Raw genomic sequence first — 19,415 nt, forward strand, 5'->3', positions numbered from 1 at the left:
GGATCCCCGAGCACATGACCACGTCCAAGCAGGACCGCGTTTCCGCGCTGCCCGCACACCTGCGCGAACAGCTCCGCAAGCGCCTCGCGGGCTCCGTGCCGGCCGCTCCGGCGATCCCGGCGGTGGCGCGCACCGGCCCGTTGCCCACCTCCCCCGCCCAGCACCGGCTGTGGCTGCTCGACCGGCTGCGTCCCGGCGGCAACGACCACAACTCCGGGCGTGCGCTGCGTTTCCGCGGCCCGCTGGACGTGCCGAAGCTGGTGCGATGCGTGCAAACCCTGGTGCACCGGCACGAGGCGCTGCGCACGACCTTCGCCGAACGCGACGGCGGTGCCGTGCAGGTCGTTCATCCGGCTCGGGACATCGAGGTGCCCGTTGTCGACTCATGTGATCTGACGGCGGAGTTCGCGCGGCCGTACGACCTGGAGACCGGGCCGTTGTTCCGCGCGATGGTCGTGCGGTCCGGCCCGCAGGACCACGTGCTGCTGCTCGGCGCACACCACATCGTCACCGACGGCTGGTCGCTCGGTGTGCTGACCGACGAGCTGGCCGCGCTGTACCGCGGCGAGTCGCTGCCCGAGATGTCCATCCAGTACGCGGACTTCGCGGCGTGGCACCGCGAGCAGCGCTGGGACGACGCGCTCGGGCGGTGGCGGGAACGTCTCGCCGGCCTCGCACCGCTCGAACTTCCCACGGACCGGCCACGTCCAGCCGAGCGGACCGGCGCCGGCTCCGCACACCGGTTCGTCGTGCCCGCCGAGGTCACCGGAGGGTTGGAGCGGATCGCGCGCGAGCACGGCACCACGTTGTTCGGCACGCTGATGGCGGCGTGCCAGGTGCTGTTCGCCCGCTACAGCGGCCAGTCCGATGTGGCGCTCGGCACGGTGACCTCGGGCCGCACCCGTCCCGAGCTCAACCGGGTCGTGGGGTTCTTCGTCAACACCGCGGTCGTGCGTTCCACTGTGGACGGACGGTTCACCGACTTGCTGCGCCACGACCACGCGCTGCACGACGAGGTTCCGTTCGAGCTCCTGGTCGAGGGCACGCACCGGGACGCGAGCCGCAACCCGTTGTTCGACGTGATGGTGTTGTTGCAGAACACCGAGAAGGGCCTGCCGTCGTTTCCGGGGCTCGACGTCGAGGACGTGCCGTTGGAGCGGTGGGCGGCTGACTTCGACCTGACGGTGGAGTTCACCCCACGTGGTCACGAGCTGGAGTGCGTGCTGGAGTACAGCACCGACCTCTACGACCCGGCTACGGTGGAACGCCTCGGGGAGCACCTGCTCGTGCTGCTCGGCGGTGTGGTGGCCGATCCGTCGCAGCCGGTGCATGCGTTGCCCCTGCTCACCCCCGCCGAGCGGGATCGGATGCGGGAGTGGAACTCCACGGCGCTCGATGTGCCCACGTCGACGTTCACGACGATCTTCGAGACACAGGTGCAGCGCACGCCTCATGCCACGGCGCTGGTGTGCGGCGCGGAGACGTTGACGTATGCCGAACTCGACGTCCGTGCGAACCGCCTGGCGCACTGGCTGATCACGTCAGGAGTGCGGCCCGAGCAGGTCGTCGGGGTGTCGTTGCCGCGCACGGCGGACGCGATCGTGGCGCTGCTGGCCGTGCTGAAGTCGGGTGCGGTCTACCTGCCGATCGATCCGGGACTGCCGGACGAACGACGCGAACACCTCAGGGCCGACGCCGAGGCGGTCCTGGTGATCGATGCCCTACCGGACACGGACGGTGTGCCGTCGGCGAACCCTGCGGTGCGGATCCTGCCGTCCCAGGCCGCCTACGTCATCTACACGTCGGGTTCGACCGGCACCCCCAAGGGCGTCGTGGTCGAGCACCGCAACCTGGTGAACCTCCTGCACAGCCACGTCGCGGACTTCGCCGGCGGCGACCGCATGCGCGTCGCCCTGAGCGCCGTGTTCTCGTTCGACACCTCGTGGGAGGGCCCGGTCCTGATGGCCGCCGGGCACGAGCTGCACCTGCTCGGCGACGACGTGCGGCTCGACGCCGACGCCCTGGTCGCCTACGTCGGCGCGCACCGGATCGACTTCCTCGACCTCACGCCGTCCTACCTGCAGCAGCTCATCCCGGCCGGACTGCTCGACCACCACCCCCGCGTGCTCATGCTCGGCGGCGAGGCGCTCGGCGAACGGCTGTGGCGTGAGCTCGCCGGCACCAACGCCCACAACTTCTACGGGCCAACGGAATGCACGGTCGACGCGATCTCGTGCCGGGTCGAGGGCGACCGGCCGGTGATCGGTAAACCACTGCGCAACCTGCAGGCGCACGTGCTCGACGCCGACCTGCGGCCGGTGCCGGTCGGGGTGGCCGGGGAACTGTTCCTGGCCGGGGCGCAGGTCGCCCGCGGCTATCTCGGGCAACCGGGGCTGACCGCGTCCCGGTTCCTCGCGAACCCGTTCGGCGCGGGCCGGATGTACCGCACGGGTGACCGCGTGCGGTGGACGGCCGACGGAACGATCGAGTATCTGGGTCGGGTCGACGACCAGGTGAAGATCCGGGGTTTCCGGATCGAGCCCGGTGAGGTGGAGGCCGCGCTGGTACGGCACCCGGACGTCACCGACGCGGTCGTGGTCGCCCGCGATGACCGGCTGGTCGCGTACGTCGTGGGCACGAACGCCGATGTGCGGCCGTGGCTGAAGAACAGCCTGCCGGACTACATGGTGCCGTCCGCGTTCGTCTCGCTGGACCGTTTGCCGTTGACCGCCAACGGGAAGGTGGACCGCAAGGCGCTTCCCGCGCCGGTGCTGGCGCGGGAGGAGTTCCAGGCCCCGCGCACGCCGGCCGAGGAGGCACTGGCGGCCATCTGGTCCGAGGTGCTGGGCGTCGAGCGCGTGAGTGTCGAGGAGAACTTCTTCGGTCTCGGCGGTGACTCGATCCTCGCCATCCAGCTGGTGTCGCGGGCCCGGCGCGAGGGACTACAGCTGTCGTCGCGCGACGTCTTCCGGCACCAGACCGTGGCCGAGCTGGCACTGGTCGCGGCGCCGTCGGCCGAGACGGAGATCGCGCACGTCGAAGGACCCGCGCCGCTCACGCCGATCCAGCGGTGGTTCTTCGAGCACGACGGCAGCGCGGGCTACGTGATGTCGCTCGCCGTCGACGTCCCGTCCGATGTGGACGTTCAACGGGCGCTGGACGTCGTGGTGGCGCATCACGAAGCGCTGCGGCTTCGGTTCGTCGACGGCCGGATGGAGAGTGGCGCGCGAACGCCCGTGCTGGAGGTCGCGGACTCCTTCGAGCACCGCGAGTTCGACCTGGCGGACGGCCCGTTGCTGCGCGCTGTGCTGGTCGGCACGCGGCTGTACCTGTCCGCGCACCACCTGGTGATCGACGGCGTCTCGTGGCGCATCCTGCTGGAGGACCTCGCGAAGGCGTGGCGCGGTGAGCCGCTCGACCCGCTCACGATGCCGTTCACGCAGTGGGCGCACCACCTCACGCACCAGGACTTCCGCGACGCGCTGGCGCACTGGCGTCAGCAGCCCACCGGTAGCCCGGCTTCGGGAGAACGTCACAGCTTCACGGTGAGCCTCGACGCTCGGACGACAGCGGCGCTGCTGCACGACGTGCCCGGCGTCTACCACACGCAGATCAACGACGTGCTGCTCGCCGCACTCGGTCGTGAGCAGCTGACGTTGGAGGGTCACGGCCGCGACGTGCTCGACGTCGACGTGTCCCGCACGATCGGCTGGTTCACCACGCAGTTCCCCGTTTCGCTGGAGTTCCCCAGCGGTGACTGGGGCGCGGTCCTCAAGTCGGTCAAGGAGCAGTTGCGGGCGATCCCGCACAAGGGCCTGTCGTACGAGGCGTTGCGGTACCTCACGCCGGACAGCGGGCTGAGCGGCGAACTGCCGGACCTGTGCTTCAACTATCACGGCGTGTGGGACGGGCCGAGCCACGACGTGCCCGGCCCTGATCTCGCACGGCATCCGGTCGAGGTCAACGGCATGGTGGCCGACGGGTGCCTGCGCCTCACGTGGTCCTACACCGGTGAGAGCCCGCGGGCCGAGGCCGAGCGGATGCTGGTGTCGCTCAAGGAGATCGTCGAACACTGCCGGACGAGCCGCGGCGGCCACACGCCGTCGGACTTCCCGCTGGCCCGGCTCACCCAGGAGCAGGTCGACGCGCTGCCGGCCGACGTCGAGGACGTCTACCCGCTCACGCCGCTGCAGTCCGGCATGCTGTTCCACAACCTGCTCGACCCGAACGCGTACGTCGACCGGCTGGAGCTGGTGCTCGACGGCGTCGACGATCCGGACGCGTTGCGCGCGGCGTGGCGGCGGGTGATCGCCAGGACGCCGGTCCTGCGCACCAGCATCGTGTGGGAGGGCGTCGACGAGCCGGTGCAGGTGGTGCACCGGGAAGCTTCCCCGTTGCTGCGCATCGACATCACGCCATTGGCTAGTTCTCGCGTGCGGCTGGTGTGGGAGTCGCACCACGTGCTGCTGGACGGCTGGAGCACCGCGCAGGTGTTCGCCGAGGTCGTCGCGGAGTACCGGGGCGAACGGACCTTCGCGCGCCGACCCTTCCGCGACTACCTGCGGTGGCTCGCCGAACAGGACACCTCCGCCGCGCAGCGGTACTGGCACGAGGTGCTCGACGGCGCCGAGCCCACTCCCCTGCCCTACGACCGCAGGCCGGCCGAGGCACATCAGGCCGAGTCGACCGAGTCGATCCGCGTCTCGCTGTCCATCGAGGACTCGGAGGCGCTGCGCACGGCCGCACGTGAACACGGCATCACCGTGAACACCGCGGTGCAGGGTGCATGGGCCGTGTTGCTGGCACGGCACAGCGGTTCGCGCGACATCGTCTTCGGCACGACCGTGTCCGGACGGCCCGCCGAGCTCGCCGGGGTCGAGTCGATGATCGGCATGTTCATCAACACCGTGCCGACGCGGGTGGTCATCGCCGATGATCAACCGGCAGCGGCCTGGTTGCGTGATCTGCAGCGGACGCAGAGTGAAGCACGGGCGTACGAGCACGTGTCGCTGGCGCAGCTCGGTGGCGGACTGTTCGACAGCGTCGTGGTGTTCGAGAACTACCCGTTCGACTCCGACACCACGGCACCGCGCGTCGTGGAGGTCACCGCGACCGACACGACCAACCTGCCAATCACGCTGACCGCGCACCTCGACGACCGGTTGACCTTCGACCTCGCCTACGACCCGCACCTGTTCGACGCGGCCACCGCGCGGCGGCTGAGCGATCGGCTGCACGTGCTGCTCAGCGGGATCGCGGCGGAACCGCTGCGCCCGGTCGGCGCGCTGCCGTGGACGTGTCCCGGTGAGCTCGACGCGTTGGTGCCGCAGACCGATCTGGCCACCTCCGGCGAGCTGTACCACGACGTGTTCGCACGGCAGGCCGCCGCGACACCGGACGCGATCGCGGTGTGGCCGCACACGTTCGCCGAGGTCAACGCCGCCGCGAACCGCCTGGCGCACCGGCTGATCGCGGACGGCGCCGGCCCCGAACGCCTCGTCGGCCTGGCGTTGCCGCGTCAAGACATGGTCGTCGCGCTGCTCGCGGTGATGAAGGCCGGTGCCGCGTACCTGCCGATCGACCGCGACCTGCCGCCCGGCCGCCGCGAGTTCCTGCTCGCCGACGCGAAACCCGTGCTGGTGCTGGACGAACTTCCTGACACAAGTGCGTTCCCGTCGCACGACCCGGATGTCGAGGTGCTGCCGGCGCACCCGGCGTACGTGATCTACACATCCGGCTCGACCGGCACGCCCAAGGGTGTCGTGATCGAGCACGCCCAGCTCGCGAACCTCTACGCCGACCACCGGGCGACGCTGATCCCCGATGCACCGCAACGGTTCGCTTTGACCGCCGCGTTCTCGTTCGACACGTCGTGGGAGGGCCTGCTGTTCCTCGCCGCCGGGCACGAGCTGCACGTGATCGGCGAGGACCTGCGGCTCGACCCGCCCGCTTTGGTGCGGTACGTGCGCGAACACGACATCGACGTCATGGACGTGACGCCGACGTACGCACGCCAGCTCGTCCCTGATCTCCTCGACACCGGACTGCGGACGCTGATGCTCGGCGGCGAGGCCGTGGACGAGGCGCTGTGGCAGGAGGTCCGCGAGATCGGGCTCAACTACTACGGCCCGACCGAGTTCGCCGTCGACGCCACGTACTGCGCGCTCGCCGACCACGACCGGCCGGTGATCGGCAGGCCAGGGCACAACGTGCGGGCGTACGTGCTGGACGCCGAGCTGCGACCGGTGCCGGTGGGTGTGCCCGGCGAACTGTTCCTGGCGGGAACACAGGTCGCTCGCGGCTACCTCGGCCGTGCGGGACTGACGGCTGAGCGGTTCGTGGCGAACCCCTTCGAACCCGGCACTCGCATGTACGCCACCGGTGACCGGGTGCGGTGGCTTTCCGGCGAGGTCCTGGACTACCTCGGCCGCACCGACGACCAGATCAAGATCCGCGGCATGCGGATCGAGCCCGGCGAGATCGTCGCCGCACTGCTCGACGTGCCCGGTGTGCGGCAGGCCGCGGTCGTGGTGGTGGACGACAAGCTCGTCGCCTACCTCGTCGGCACGCCTGCCGTGGACGTCAGGGAGGCGTTGAGTCGGACGTTGCCCGCGAACTTGGTGCCGTCGGCGTTCGTGGAGCTGGCCGAGCTGCCGATGACGTCGAGCGGCAAGCTGGACCGCAAGGCGTTGCCCGCGCCCGAGTTCGCGTCGGCGGAGTTCGTGGCGCCGCGCACCTCGTCCGAACGCGCGGTCGCTGCCGCCTGGACCGAGGTGCTCGGCGTGGACCAGGTGGGCGTGCACGACAACTTCTTCGCGCTGGGCGGCGACTCGATCCTGAGCATCCGGGTCGTCGCGCGGCTGCGGGCGGCGTTCGGCGTGCAGGTGTCGCCGCGCGTGCTGTTCCAGCACCCGACCGTGGCGCTGCTCGCGGAAGCGTTGCGGGACGGTGACTCCAGCACCATTCCCGTCGTCTCACGGGTTGTCGTGCCGCAGTCGTTCGCGCAGCAGCGGTTGTGGTTCCTCGACCAGTTCGAGGCGGGCAGCACCGAGTACATCACGCCGACCGCGCTGCGGTTACGCGGTCCGCTGAACGTCGAGGCGCTGACGTACGCGGTAAACGCGCTGGTGGAACGCCACGAGTCACTGCGCACGACCTTCCGCGACGGCGTACAGGTCATCGGCGAGCCGTTCGAGCTGCGGTTGCGACCGGAGGAGGGCGACCTCGACGCGATCCTTCTGGAAGAGACGACCACGCCGTTCGACCTGACCACCGGGCCTCTGATGCGCGCTCGCCTGGTCCGGGTCGGCGCCGAGGAGCACGTGCTGGTGCTGATGTTGCACCACATCATCACCGACGGATGGTCGACGGCCGTACTCACCGACGACCTGGCCGCGCTGTACGAGGGTCGCGAACTGCCGGAGCTGCCGGTGCAGTACGCGGACTTCGCAGTGTGGCAACGGAACCTCGACCTCAACACACAGCTGGCGTACTGGCAAGAGCAGCTGCGCGGGGTGGCGCCGCTGGAGCTGCCGACCGACCGGCCGCGGCCTGCCGTGCGCACGACGTCCGGCGCGATGCACGAGTTCGAACTGCCGGTCGCGGGCCTGCGTGACGGTGACACCACGTTGTTCATGACGCTGGTCGCGGCCTGCCAGCTGCTGTTCGGCCGGTACTCCGGTCAGTCCGACGTCGCGGTGGGGACCGTGACGTCCGGGCGGGAGCGGGCCGAGTTGGAGAACGTGGTCGGGTTCTTCGTCAACACGCTCGTGCTGCGCTCCACGGTGGACAAACCGTTCCGCGAGCTCGTGGCGGACGTGCGGCAGACGGTGCTGGATGCGTTCGCGCACCAGGACGTGCCGTTCGAACGGGTCGTGGACGCCGTGGGGCCGGAGCGCGATCCCAGCCGCAACCCGCTGTTCGACGTGATGGTGCTGCTGCAGAACACCGCGGACGAGGTGCCGGAGATCGCCGGCCTCGCCGTCGAGGAGGTGCAGCCGCCCGTCGTCACGTCGACGTGCGACCTGACGTTCGAGTTCCAGGAACGCGGTGACGTCCTGCGCGGCGCGGTCGAGTACAACCCGGACCTGTTCGACGCGCTCACGATCGAGCGGATGACGCGGCATCTCATCGGATTGCTCACCGATGTCGCCGCGGGCCGGGAGCCCTCGCTGGTCGACGAGCGCACGCTCCAGGCGGGTCCGGCGCTGGAGGTCGCCGATCCGCCGTTCCCCGAACTCTTCGCGGCGCAGGCGCGGCGCACACCGGACGCCACCGCGCTGGTCGCCGACGAGACCTTCACGTTCGCGGAGCTGAACGCGCGGGCGAACCGGTTGGCGCACCACCTGATGGCGCTGGGCGCGGGTCCGGAACGCCTGGTGGCGCTGCGGTTGCCGCGGTCGGCGGACTTCGTGGTGGCCGTGCTCGCGGTGCTCAAGTCCGGCGCCGCCTACCTACCGGTGGACCGCGAACTGCCCGCCGAACGCGTCGACTTGCTGCTGCGTGACGCACGGCCGGTGGTCGTGCTCGACGAGATCGGCGATCTCGACGCGTTCCCGGAGACCGATCCGGCCGTGGAGATCGGCCCGGCGAGCACCGCGTACGTGATCTACACGTCCGGATCGACCGGCACGCCGAAGGGTGTCGCGGTCGAGCATCGCAACCTCACCAACCTCGTGGTACACCATCGAGAACTGTTCGGGCCGCGGGTTCTTCGGGTCGCGCACACCGCGTTGTTCTCGTTCGACACGGCGCTGGAGGGTCTCGCGCTGCTGGCGTGCGGTCACGAGCTGCACCTCATCCTGGACGACGTCCGTCTCGACGCGGCAGCGCTCGTGGAGCGCGCACGGAGTCTCGACGTCCTGGACGCCACGCCCGCGCACATGCGGCAGCTCATTGCCGCCGGACTGCTGGACCAGGCGCCGGAGATCCTCACGATCGGCGGCGAGGCGGTACCCCAGGATCTGTGGGACCAACTCGGCGAGGTGCGGGCGTACAACTTCTACGGGCCAACGGAATGCACGGTCGACGCGACGGTGTCCCGCATCGCCGGGCCACGGCCGGTGATCGGGCGGCCGCTCGCCAACCAGCGGGCGTACGTGCTCGACGACGAGCTGCGACCGGTCCCGGTCGGGGTGCCGGGTGAGCTGTACGTGGCGGGCGCGCAGGTCGCGCGTGGCTATCTCGGACGCCCCGGCCTCACCGCCGAACGGTTCCTCGCGGATCCGTTCGGGGAAGGCCGGATGTACCGCACCGGCGACCGCGTGCGGTGGACGGAAGACGGGCAGCTGGAGTTCCTCGGCCGGGCCGACGACCAGCTCAAGATCCGCGGCTTCCGCGTCGAGCCCGGTGAGGTCGAGGCTGTGCTGCTAAACCATCCGGACGTCTCGGCGGCGGTCGTCGTCGGCCGCGACACCCGGCTGGTGGCTTACGTCGTGGGCACCGCGGACCTCGGCGACTGGGCGCGGAAGTATCTGCCCGCACACCTGGTGCCGTCGGCGTTCGTCGAGCTGGACGAGCTGCCACTCACGCCGAGCGGCAAGGTGGATCGACGTGCGCTGCCGGCCCCGCAGTTCACGTCACGCGCGTTCGTCGCGCCGCGCACGGAACGAGAAGAGCTCTTGGCCCGGATCTGGGCCGAGTCGCTGGGGATCGAGACCGTTGGGGTCGAGGACAACTTCTTCGCCCTCGGCGGCGACTCGATCCTCAGCATGCAGGTGGTCGCCCGCGCTCGTGCACACGGTCTGATGATCACGTCGAAGGATGTCTTCGTCCATCAGACCGTTGCCGCGCTCGCTGCCGCCGCACGGGAGGCGCCGGTCCCGGTCGATCACGACCTGATCACCGGGCCGGCGCCCCTCACCCCGATCCAGCGCTGGTTCTTCGAGAACGTCGACCGTGACGACTACACGATGTCGCTGCGTCTCGAACTCGCGCCGGACACCGACGTTGACGCGCTCATGCGTGCGGTCCAGGTGGTCATCGGGCACCACGAGGCGTTGCGGCTGCGGTTCACTGATGGCAGGCAGGAGGCCACCGCGGAGCCAGGACCGTTGTTCCGTGCCGAAATGGTCGACGGCTCGTTGCTGCTCGTCGCGCACCACCTAGTGATCGACGCGGTGTCGTGGCGCATCCTGCTGGAAGACCTGGAGACCGCGTACCACGGCAAGCCGCTGCCGCCGGCCACGCTGCCGTTCACGCAGTGGGCGCACCAGCTGAACCGCCGTGCTCCCGAGTTCGCCGATGCCCTACCGTACTGGCGCGCGATCGAGCTCGGCTCGTCGACGGTGCCCGCCGAACGGCACCACTTCAGCGTGGAACTGGACGAGACGACCACGGCGGCGTTGCTGCACGACGTGCCGGGCGTCTACCACACGCGCATCAACGACGTGCTGCTCAGCGCGCTCGGCAAGGTCGTCTCGCCGGTGTTCGCGCTGGAGGGCCACGGCCGTGACGACAGCGTGTCCCGCACGGTCGGCTGGTTCACGAGCCAGTTCCCGGTGGCGCTGGACGTCCCCGAGAGCGACTGGGGCGTTGTGCTGAAGTCGGTGAAGGAACAGCTGCGGGCGATTCCGCACGACGGCCTGTCGTACGAGGTCCTGCGCTACCTCACGCCGGACAGCGGCCTGACCGGTGACCTGCCGGAGGTGTGCTTCAACTACCTGGGCCAGTGGGACGACGGCGATGAGGACGGGTTGTTCCGCGGCCGTCTCGACACCGGCATCCCGGAGATTCCCACGCACCGGGTGGAGATCACCGCCGCGGTCGAGGGCGGCAGGCTCGTCCTCGACTGGGACCACGGGCTCGCCGAGATGGAGGCACGTCAGCTCGCCGACGGCATGCTCGTGGCGTTGCGGGAGATCGTCGACCACTGCCGCACGAGTGCGGGCGGGCACACGCCGTCCGACTTCCCGCTCGTCCGGCTCACGCAGGAGCAGGTGGACGCGCTGGGAGACGTCGAGGACGTCTACCCGTTGACGCCGTTGCAGTCAGGCATGGTGTTCCACAGCATCGACGACGCCGACGCGTACGTCGACCGGCTGGAGCTGCTGGTCGACGTCGACCTCGAACGGTTCCGCGCGGCCTGGCAACGGGTGATCGCCCGCACGCCCGCGTTGCGCGCGGACATCGTCTGGGAGGGCGTCGACGAACCGGTGCAGGTGGTGCGGCGTGAGCAGTCACCGTTGCTGCGCCTCGACTTCACGCAGGAGGGCGACCGCGTGCGGCTCGTCTGGGCCACGCACCACGTGCTGCTGGACGGGTGGAGCACCGCGCAGGTGTTCGCCGACGTGATCGCCGAGTACCGGGGTGAACCGCCGGTGGCGCGCAGGCCGTTCCGCGACCACCTGCGCTGGCTGTCCGAACAGGACGGTGCCGAGACGTACTGGCGCGGCGTGCTGGACGGGTTCACCACGCCGACGCCGCTGCCGTTCGACCGGAAGCCCTCCGGCCCGGCCGAGTCGAGTGCCGTGCTGCGCCTCGACCTGCCGTTGGCGGACCTGCGCGAACACGGGCTCACCGCCAACACCGTGGTGCAGGGTGCGTGGGCGTTGTTGCTGGCGCGACTGAGCGGCGAACGCGACGTGGTCTTCGGCACCACGGTGTCCGGGCGTCCGGCCGAGCTGCCCGGTGCCGAGTCGATGATCGGCATGTTCATCAACACCGTGCCGTCACGGGTCTACGTGGATCTCGACCGCCCGGTGGCGGAGTGGTTGCGTGATCTCCAGGCGGCGCAGAGCGAGGCGCGGGCGTACGACCACGTGTCGCTGGCGCGGCTGGGCGGTGACCTCTTCCACAGCCTGCTCGCGTTCGAGAACTACCCGGTGGAAGCCGACGACCTCGGCGTCGAGGTGGTGGAGAGCCGGGACACCACGACGCTGCCGTTCGCCGTGCGGGCGCATGCCGACGACGGCATGCTGCACTTCGAGTTCACCTACGATCCGCGCCTGTTCGACGCTTCGACGATCACGTCGCTGGCCGGCCGGATGGCGTTGGTGCTGGCGGAGTTCGCCTCCGAGCCGTCCAAGGTGCTGGCGGACGTGCGGTGGACGACACCCGAGGAGGACCACCGGGTTCTCGTCGAGTGGAACGGCACCGCCACGGGACGGCCCGCGGTGACCTTGCCCGAGTTGTTCGAGGCTCAGGTCGTGCGGACGCCGGACCGGGTGGCGGTCGGCGATCTCACCTACGCCGAGCTGAACGCGCGTGCGAACCGGTTGGCGCATCTGCTGATCGCGGCCGGCGCCGGTCCCGAGCGCTACGTCGGACTGCGGCTCCCCCGCGGCACCGACCTCGTCGTGGCGATCCTCGGCGTGCTCAAGTCCGGTGCGGCCTACCTGCCGATCGACCAGAGCTACCCGCAGGACCGCGTGGCCAGGATGATCGACGACGCCGATCCGGTGGCGGTGCTGGGTTCGTTGCCGGACCTGAGCGGTTATCCGGACACCAACCCCGTCACGCCGCTGTCTGCTGATCATCCGGCGTACGTGATCTACACGTCCGGCTCGACCGGTGTGCCCAAGGGCGTCGTCGTGCCGCACGCGAACGTGGTGCGGCTGTTCGAGCAGACCGCGCACTTGTTCTCGTTCGATGAGAACGACGTGTGGACGCTGTTCCACTCGGTCGCGTTCGACTTCTCGGTGTGGGAGCTGTGGGGTCCGCTGCTGCACGGCGGACGGCTGATCGTGGTGCCGCACGAGGTGTCGCGCTCGCCGCGGGCGTTCCTGAAGCTGCTGCACGACGAGCAGGTCACGGTGCTCAACCAGACGCCGTCGGCGTTCTACCAGCTGATGGCCGAGGAACAGGTGCCGCTGGCACTGCGGTACGTGATCTTCGGTGGTGAGGCGCTCGAACTGGGGCGGCTCCAGGACTGGTACGCCCATCACGACGCCCAGCTCGTGAACATGTACGGCATCACCGAGACGACCGTGCACGTCACCTACCTCGCACTGGATTCGTCGATGACGGGAAGCCTCATCGGCACCGGGATTCCGGATCTGCGGGTCTACGTGCTGGACGAGGATCTGCGGTCGGTGCCACCTGGTGTGAGCGGCGAGATGTACGTGGCGGGCGAGGGTCTGGCACGCGGCTATCTGAACCGGCCGGGGCTGACGGCGTCGCGGTTCATCGCGAACCCGTTCGGGCCTGGCCGGCTCTACCGCACCGGCGACCTGGCGCGGTGGCGTGCCGATGGGAACTTGGAGTACCTCGGCCGGGCCGATCACCAGGTGAAGATCCGCGGGTTCCGGATCGAGCTCGGTGAGATCGAGGCCGTGCTGCACCCGGCCCTCGACCAGGTCGCCGTCATCGCGAAGGACCAGCGGCTCATCGCCTACGTGGTGGGTGACGCGCCGGTCGACGAGCTGCGGGCACGCGCTGCCGCGGCACTTCCGGAGCACATGGTGCCTTCGGCGTTCGTCCGGCTGGATCGCCTGCCGCTCAACAACAACGGCAAGCTGGATGTGCGGGCGTTGCCGGAGCCCGGTCGCGAGTCCGCCACGACGCAGGAGTTCGTGGAGGCGCGCACGGACGCCGAACGCGCGATCGCCGAGATCTGGGCCGACGTGCTCGGGGTCGACCGGGTCGGTGTCACGGACCGGTTCGTGGAGCTGGGCGGTGACTCGATCAGCAGCATCCGCGTGATCTCGCGGCTGCGCGCGGAGTTCGGCGTCGACCTGACGCCGCGTGACCTGTTCGACCAGCCGACCGTCGAGGGGCTGGCGAAGGTCCTGCCAGGGCGTGGGATGACCACGATTCCGCTGGTTCCGCGCGACGGCTCGCTGGAGTTGTCGTTCGCGCAGCAGCGGTTGTGGTTCCTCGACCAGCTCACGCCCGGTGACACGGAGTACGTGACGCCGCTCGCGGTCCGGTTGCACGGCGAGCTCGACGTGTCCGCGCTGTCGGCGGCGATGTCGGCGCTGGTGGCCAGGCACGAGTCGCTGCGCACGACGTTCCGCGAGGTCGACGGCAGGGCTGTGCAGGTGGTGCATCCGCCCGCACCGGTAAAGATCCCCGTGGCCATCGGCGACGTCGAGCAGATCCTGGCACGGGAGGCGAACACGCCGTTCGACCTCACGACCGGCCCGTTGCTGCGACCGTTGCTGATCCGCGTATCGGCACGCGAGCACGTGCTGGCGCTGACGATGCACCACATCGTCACGGACGGCTGGTCCGGCGGAGTGATCATGGAGGAGCTCAGCGCGCACTACACGGGCGAGCCCCTCCCCGAACTGCCCGTGCAGTACGCGGACTTCGCCGCGTGGCAACGGTCCCTGCCGCTCGAGGAGCAGCTCGACCACTGGCGCACCCGGCTCGCCGGCGTGCCCGCCCTGGAACTGCCGACCGACCGGCCGCGTCCGGCCACGCACACCACGAACGGTGCGACGCTGGAGGTCGAGCTGCCCGCCGACGGTCTGCGCGCGCTCGCCCGTGGCCAGGACACGACGTTGTTCACCGCGCTGGTCGCCGCGTGCACGTTGTTGCTGCGCCGGTGGACCGGGCAGGACGACATCGCGGTCGGCACCGTGTCTTCCGGGCGCGAGCACCCCGAGCTGGAACGGCTCGTCGGGTTCTTCGTCAACACGCTGACCCTGCGGTCCACAGTGGACGAATCGGCGAGCTTCGCCGAGTTCCTCGGTGCGGTGCGTGCGACCGTCCAGGATGCGTTCGCGCATCAGGACGTGCCGTTCGAACGGGTCGTGGACGCCGTGCAGCCCGACCGCGACCCGAGCCGCACACCGCTGTTCCAGGTGCTGGTGGCGCTGCAGAACGCACCGAGCAGGGCCGGAACGCTCCCAGGGCTGACCGCGGAGGACGTCAACCTGCCGGTGCACACCGCGTCGTTCGACGTCGCTTTCGAGTTCACCGAGACCGGTGACTCGCTGCACGGCGCCATCACCTACAACACCGACCTGTTCGACCACACCACGATCGAGCGGCTGGCGCGGCACCTCTCCGTGCTCGTCGACGGCATCGTGGCGGCGCCCGAGCGGCCGATGGCGGCGTTGCCGATGCTCACCCCGGCCGAACTGGCCCAGCTGGAGGTCTGGAACGACACGGCCGCGGCGGCCGAGCCCTGTTCGTTCGCGCACCTGATCGAACGGCAGGTCGTCCTGACCCCGGACGCTCCGGCCCTGATCCACTCCAGTGGCGAGATCAGCTTCGCCGAGCTCAACGCACGAGCGAACCGGCTGGCCCGGTTGCTCGCCGAGTTGGGCGCGGGCCCGGAGCGGATCGTCGCGGTGAAGCTGCCGCGGTCGGTGGACATCATCGTCACCGAGTTCGCGGTGATGAAGACCGGCGCGGCGTTCCTGCCGGTCGACCCGGACTACCCGGCCGAGCGCGTCGAGTTCATGCTGCGCGACGCCGGCCCGGTCGTCGTCGTGGACGGTCCGCTCGACGCGGCCGACTACGACGCGGCGAACCTGGACGTCCCGATCGACCTGGCGCAACCGGCCTACGTGATCTACACGTCCGGTTCGACGGGACGGCCGAAGGGCGTGGTGGTCACGCACGCCGGGCTCGCGTCGTTCTCGGCGGCCGAGATCGAGCACTTCCAGGTGCGGCCCGGTGATCGCGTGCTGGAGTTCTCCTCCCCCAGCTTCGACGCGTCCGTGCTGGAGCTGTGCATGTCGCTGCCCGCCGGTGCGGCGCTGGTTGTGCCGCCGGAGGGGCCGCTGCTGGGCGAGCAGCTCGCCGACGTCTTGCGGGACAACAAGGTCACCCACGCACTGATCCCACCTGTGGCGATGGCGACCGTGCCGGACGTCGAGCTGCCCGACTTCCGCACGCTGGTCGTCGGCGGTGACGCCTGCACCGCGGAACTGGTGGCGCGCTGGGCACCCGGCCGTCGCATGATCAACGCCTACGGCCCGACCGAGTCCACTGTGGTCACGTCGTGGAGCGCGCCGCTCACACCGGGCGGTGTGCCGCCGATCGGCCGTCCGCTGCCCGGCACCCAGGTGCACGTGCTGGACTCGTTGCTGCGGCCGGTTCCCGTCGGCGTACCGGGTGAGCTGTACGTCAGCGGTCCTCAGCTTGCCCGCGGCTACCTCGGACGGCCGGGGCTGACGGCGGAACGGTTCCTCGCGAACCCGTTCGGGCCGGGCCGGATGTACCGGACGGGCGACGTAGTGCGGTGGAACTCCGAGGGCGAACTGGAGTTCGTCGGACGCGCGGACGACCAGGTGAAGATCCGCGGCTTCCGCGTGGAGCTGGGCGAGGTCTCCTCGGCACTGCTGCGGCACCCGTCGGTGCGGGAGACCGTCGTGGTGGCGCAGGACTTCGGCGGCCACAAGCGGCTCGTCGCCTACGTCGTCGGCGAGACCGACGGTCTGCGCGAGTTCCTGGCGGCGTCGTTGCCGGACTACCTGGTGCCGTCCGCGTTCGTCGCGGTCGACGAGATCCCCCTGAGCCCGAACGGCAAGCTCGACCGCAAGGCGTTGCCGGTGCCGGAGTTCACCTCCACCGCGCACGTCGCCCCGCGCAACGACGTCGAGCGCGCACTGTGCTCGCTCTGGGCCGACGTCCTCGCCGTGCCCGAGGTCGGCGTCGAGGACAACTTCTTCGCACTCGGCGGCGACTCGATCCTGAGCATCCAGGTCGTGGCCCGCGGCCGCCGCGCCGGACTGCACTTCACCGCCAAGGACCTGTTCACCCACCAGACGGTCGCCGGGCTCGCGCCGCACGTGACAGCCGAGATCGACACCGGTGACCGCGCGGACGTGGTCGGCGACGTACCGCTGCTGCCGATCCAGCGGTGGTTCTTCGCGGGCGACCGCACGGCGCCGCACCACTTCAACCAGTCGCATCTGGTGGAGCTGACGTCGGAAGTGGACATCGCCGCGCTGCGACAAGCGTTGGAAGCGTTGCTGCGACACCACGACGCGCTGCGGACGCGGTTCACTCAGGACGGATCCGGCTGGCGGCAGTACAACCCGCCGTTCGAGCCGGTCGAGGTGTTGTCGGTGCACCCGTTGGAAGATCTCGAGCGGGTGGCGGACGAACTGCACGCGGGCTTCGACCTGGCGCACGGACCGCTGCTGCGGGCAGCGCTGTTCGGGACGCGGCGGTTGTTCCTGGTGGCGCACCACCTCGTGGTGGACGGCGTGTCGTGGCGCATCCTGCTCGACGATCTCGACACCGCCTACCACCAGGCACTGCGGGGCGAGCCGACCGATCTGGGCCGCAAGTCCACGTCGGTGCTCGACTGGGCGACGCGACTGGAGTCCTTTGTAGAGTCCGGCGGCCTCGACCACGAGATCGAGCACTGGCAAGCGATCACCGCGGAGCCGCTCGAAGCTTCCGGCGAAGAAGCGGCATCCTCGTTCGAACTCAGCGCGGAGGACACGGACGCCTTGCTGCGCGGCGCACCCGCCGCCTACCGCACCGGCATCAACGACGTGCTCCTCGCGGCGCTGGCGTGGGCGCTGTCGCGGTGGACGGGCACGCAGGCCGTGACGATCGACCTGGAGGGCCACGGCCGGGAGGACGTGCTCGACGACGTCGACCTGTCCAGGACCGTCGGCTGGTTCACCACGATGTTCCCGGTGCGGCTGGAGGTCGCGGACGCATCGTGGCGCACGCTGGTGAAATCCGTGCGCAAGCAGCTGCGACGCTTGCCCGGCAACGGTTTCGGCTACGGTGCGCTGCGCTGGTCGGGCCGCGTACCGGGCGTGCAGGCGCCGGTCTCGTTCAACTACCTCGGTCAGTTCGACGCGCGGGCCGAGGACGAGTCGTTGTTCGGCGAGGTGCTGCCCGCCGCCGGGCGCGACCACGTCGATCCGGACCCGCACGTGGTGCAGGTGGTCGGCGAGGTGGCGGACGGGCGGATGACGTTCGGCGTCGTGCATCGCGGGCCGGTCGCGGGACTGGTCGAAGACTTCGCCGCGGCGTTGCGCGCCATCGCCGACGACTGCAGGAGCGCGCGATGACCCCGTTGTCCCGGAACCGGAACTACACCTTGCTGTGGAGCAGCCAGGCGGTGTCCGAGGTGGGCTTCAACGCGACGCTGATCGCGTTCCCCCTGGTCGTGCTGGTGGTCACCGGCTCGGCGGCGGCCTCGGGCCTGGTGCTCGCGGTGGACGCGGTCGCCCAGCTCGTCGTCGGCCTGCCCGGCGGCGCGCTGGCCGACCGCTGGGACCGCAGGCGCGTCATGCTCGTCTGCGAAGCCGTGCAGGCGGTCGCGGTGGCGAGCCTCGCGGTGGCGTTGTGGCAGAACGCCGCTTCCGTGCCGCACATGGTCGCTGTCTCGGCGATTCTGGGCGCCTGCCGGGCGATGTTCGAACCGGCCGAGGACGCGAGCCTGCCGCGCATCGTGCCCGAGTCGCAGCTCGCGACCGCCGTGTCGCTCAACGCCGCGCGGTCGTCCGTCGGCCAGATGGCGGGCACCGCACTGGGCGGTTTCCTGGTGGCCGTCGGCCGCTGGGTGCCGTTCGTCTTCGACGCCCTGACGCACTCGCTGGCGTTCGTGGGGCTGCTGTTCGTGCGAGTGCCTGCGTCCGAACCGGTCGAACGCCAACACTTCGTGCGTGAGGTGCTCGACGGTCTGCGCTGGGTGCTGGGCAGGCCGGAGATGCGCGTGACGGCGTGGTGCGCGGTGACGCTCAACCTGTTCTTCAGCGCCTACTACCTGGTGATCATCGTGCTCGCGCAGTCCCGCGGCGTGCCGACAGGCGAGATCGGCGTGATGGCCGCGATGCTCGGCGTAGGCGGCGTGATCGGCGCACTGCTGGCACCGCGCCTCAGCGGTCTGCTGTCGCCGCACCAGGCGATCGCGGGCGTGTTCTGGGCGTTGACCCTGCTGGCACCGCTGGCCGTGTTCGTCTCCAACGGTTACCTGATGGGCGCGCTGTTCGCGGGCATGGCACTCCTCGCGCCCACCGCGAACACCGTGATCACCACCCACCAACTGCTCCTCACCCCGGACGAGCTGCGGGGCCGGCTGAGCGGCGTGATGAACGTCGTAGTCGGCACCGCCGCCGCTCTTGGCCCCGCACTGGGCGGCGTGCTGGCGGAGCTCGTCCCAGGACCAGGCGCGGTGCTGCTGTGCGCGGGCGGCATCGCGGTCATCACGGTGCTGGTCACCGTGCATCCCGTTCTCCGCGCATACCCACGAAAGGACGTCATGGCATGAGGGACGACATCGAGTACCAGGTCCTGGTCAACGACGAGGAGCAGTACTCGCTCTGGCCCGCGACGCACGAGGTGCCGCAGGGCTGGCGCCCGGACGGGTTCCGCGGCACGAAGGACGAGTGCTCCGCGCACGTCGACGAGGTGTGGACCGACATGAGGCCGCGCAGCCTGCGGGAACGCATGTCCGCGGGGTGACGTGGGCGCCGCCCGGCCACGACGGGCCGGGCGGCCTTCTCGTCATCTTTTCGACGACAATTCCACTTGTCATCGTTCCGACGACGTGT

3 protein-coding genes are annotated in these 19,415 nt (G+C 70.1%); all 3 read left to right on the forward strand.

All coding sequences use genetic code 11. The features are described 5' to 3' along the window. The first annotated feature begins 14 nt into the window (after nt 1–14). From ABZ345_RS05810 to ABZ345_RS05820, 3 genes are read left to right on the forward strand one after another with little or no spacing between them, the layout of a single operon-like run. Nucleotides 15–17,930: a non-ribosomal peptide synthase/polyketide synthase gene (locus tag ABZ345_RS05810; protein ID WP_359843367.1), complete on the forward strand. Its 17,916-nt coding sequence runs from the start codon at nt 15–17 to the stop codon at nt 17,928–17,930. Further along, complete coding sequence (locus ABZ345_RS05815) at nt 17,927–19,132, forward strand: MFS transporter (protein ID WP_359843369.1); 1,206 nt, start codon at nt 17,927–17,929, stop codon at nt 19,130–19,132. The genes ABZ345_RS05810 and ABZ345_RS05815 overlap by 4 nt, the downstream gene beginning before the upstream one ends. Next, a complete protein-coding gene (locus tag ABZ345_RS05820; protein WP_359843371.1) occupies nt 19,129–19,326 on the forward strand; it encodes an MbtH family NRPS accessory protein in 198 nt (65 codons plus the stop codon). The genes ABZ345_RS05815 and ABZ345_RS05820 overlap by 4 nt, the downstream gene beginning before the upstream one ends. Nucleotides 19,327–19,415 lie beyond the last annotated feature (89 nt).

The organism is Lentzea sp. NPDC005914, assembly GCF_040629405.1.
In the GTDB taxonomy this organism is placed as follows: Bacteria; Actinomycetota; Actinomycetes; order Mycobacteriales; family Pseudonocardiaceae; genus Lentzea.